This is a genomic window from Microvirgula sp. AG722, from assembly GCF_003269145.1.
Classification (GTDB): Bacteria; Pseudomonadota; Gammaproteobacteria; order Burkholderiales; family Aquaspirillaceae; genus Microvirgula; species Microvirgula aerodenitrificans.
The window spans coordinates 2501-5052 of the sequence record NZ_QLTJ01000035.1; the positions used below are offsets into that span (position 1 = coordinate 2501).

The 2552-nt window shown below is 52.5% G+C and carries 2 rRNA genes (1 of these 2 cut by a window edge); both read left to right on the plus strand.

Annotated features, from left to right (window positions below):
• Positions 1–2314: ribosomal RNA gene (locus tag DFO50_RS18610) — 23S ribosomal RNA — on the plus strand (it extends 573 nt beyond the left edge of the window).
• A 111-nt stretch (positions 2315–2425) separates the two neighbouring features.
• Positions 2426–2541, plus strand: a 5S ribosomal RNA gene (gene rrf / locus DFO50_RS18615).
• The last annotated feature ends 11 nt before the right edge of the window (positions 2542–2552 follow it).

Consider the following 2552-nt stretch of genomic DNA (forward strand, 5'->3'; position numbering starts at 1 on the left):
GGGTCAGCGACTTACATTCAGTAGCGAGCTTAACCGGATAGGGGAGGCGAAGCGAAAGCGAGTCCGAACAGGGCGTTTAGTTGCTGGGTGTAGACCCGAAACCGGATGATCTATCCATGGCCAGGATGAAGGTGCGGTAACACGCACTGGAGGTCCGAACCCACTAATGTTGCAAAATTAGGGGATGAGCTGTGGATAGGGGTGAAAGGCTAAACAAATCCGGAAATAGCTGGTTCTCTCCGAAAACTATTTAGGTAGTGCCTCAGGTATTACTGACGGGGGTAGAGCACTGTTATGGCTAGGGGATCATTGCGATTTACCAACCCATGGCAAACTCCGAATACCGTCAAGTATGAGCCTGGGAGACAGACAGTGGGTGCTAACGTCCATTGTCAAGAGGGAAACAACCCAGACCGCCAGCTAAGGTCCCAAATGATATGCTAAGTGGTAAACGAGGTGGGAAGGCATAGACAGCCAGGATGTTGGCTTAGAAGCAGCCATCATTTAAAGAAAGCGTAATAGCTCACTGGTCGAGTCGTCCTGCGCGGAAGATGTAACGGGGCTCAAGCATATAACCGAAGCTGCGGATATGTACTTAGTACATATGGTAGGAGAGCGTTCTGTAGGCCTGTGAAGGTGTCTTGAGAAGGATGCTGGAGGTATCAGAAGTGCGAATGCTGACATGAGTAGCGATAAAGCGGGTGAAATTCCCGCTCGCCGAAAACCCAAGGTTTCCTACGCAACGTTCATCGGCGTAGGGTGAGTCGGCCCCTAAGGCGAGGCTGAAAAGCGTAGTCGATGGGAAACGGGTTAAAATTCCCGTACCAGTTGTGAATGCGATGGGGGGACGGAGAAGGGTAGCTCAGCCAACTGTTGGAATAGTTGGTTCAAGCGTGTAGGCAGGATCGTCAGGCAAATCCGGCGAACCAATGCTGAGGCGTGATAACGAGGGTCTACGGACCTGAAGTGAGTAATCCCAAGCTTCCAGGAAAAGCCTCTAAGCTTCAGTTCACAATTGACCGTACCGCAAACCGACACAGGTGGGTAGGTAGAGAATACCAAGGCGCTTGAGAGAACTCGGGTTAAGGAACTCGGCAAATTGACACCGTAACTTCGGGAGAAGGTGTGCCCCTATTAGGTGAACTCCCTGCGGAGGGAGCTGAAAGGGGTCGCAGAGAATAGGTGGCTGCGACTGTTTAATAAAAACACAGCTCTGTGCCAACACGAAAGTGGACGTATACGGAGTGACGCCTGCCCGGTGCCGGAAGGTTAAGTGATGGGGTGCAAGCTCTTGATCGAAGCCCCGGTAAACGGCGGCCGTAACTATAACGGTCCTAAGGTAGCGAAATTCCTTGTCGGGTAAGTTCCGACCCGCACGAATGGCGTAACGATGGCCACACTGTCTCAACCCGAGACTCAGCGAAGTTGAAATGTTTGTGAAGATGCAATCTCCCCGCTGCTAGACGGAAAGACCCCGTGAACCTTTACTGTAGCTTTACATTGGACTTTGAACAGACTTGTGTAGGATAGGTGGGAGGCTATGAAGCTGGAACGCTAGTTTCAGTGGAGCCGCCCTTGAAATACCACCCTGGTGTGTTTGAGGTTCTAACCTTGGTCCGTAATCCGGATCGGGGACCGTGTATGGTAGGCAGTTTGACTGGGGCGGTCTCCTCCCAAAGAGTAACGGAGGAGTTCGAAGGTCATCTAGGTACGGTCGGACATCGTACTGATAGTGCAATGGCAAAAGATGGCTTAACTGCGAGACCGACAAGTCGAGCAGGTGCGAAAGCAGGACATAGTGATCCGGTGGTTCTGAATGGAAGGGCCATCGCTCAACGGATAAAAGGTACTCCGGGGATAACAGGCTGATTCCGCCCAAGAGTTCATATCGACGGCGGAGTTTGGCACCTCGATGTCGGCTCATCACATCCTGGGGCTGTAGCCGGTCCCAAGGGTATGGCTGTTCGCCATTTAAAGTGGTACGTGAGCTGGGTTTAAAACGTCGTGAGACAGTTTGGTCCCTATCTGCAGTGGGCGTTGGAAGTTTGAGGGGGGCTGCTCCTAGTACGAGAGGACCGGAGTGGACGCATCTCTGGTGTACCGGTTGTGACGCCAGTCGCATCGCCGGGTAGCTATATGCGGAAAAGATAAGCGCTGAAAGCATCTAAGCGCGAAACTTGCCTCAAGATGAGACTTCCCAGGGAACTTGATTCCCCTGAAGGGTCGTTCGAGACCAGGACGTTGATAGGTCGGGTGTGGAAGCGCAGTAATGCGTTAAGCTAACCGATACTAATTGCCCGTGCGGCTTGATCCTATAAGTCGAGACATTCGGCTGTGTGAGCGAGCGATACGCAAAATCTGACTTGAAGTTGTTGCTTCTTCTGTTTCTGGTTGTTGGGATAAGTCCCGGCGACCACCCTTTTACCCTGGCGGCCATAGCGAGCGGGAACCACCCCTTCCCATCCCGAACAGGACCGTGAAACTGCTTTGCGCCGATGATAGTGTGGCACTTGCCCATGCGAAAGTAGGTCACCGCCAGGTCCTATACTGAA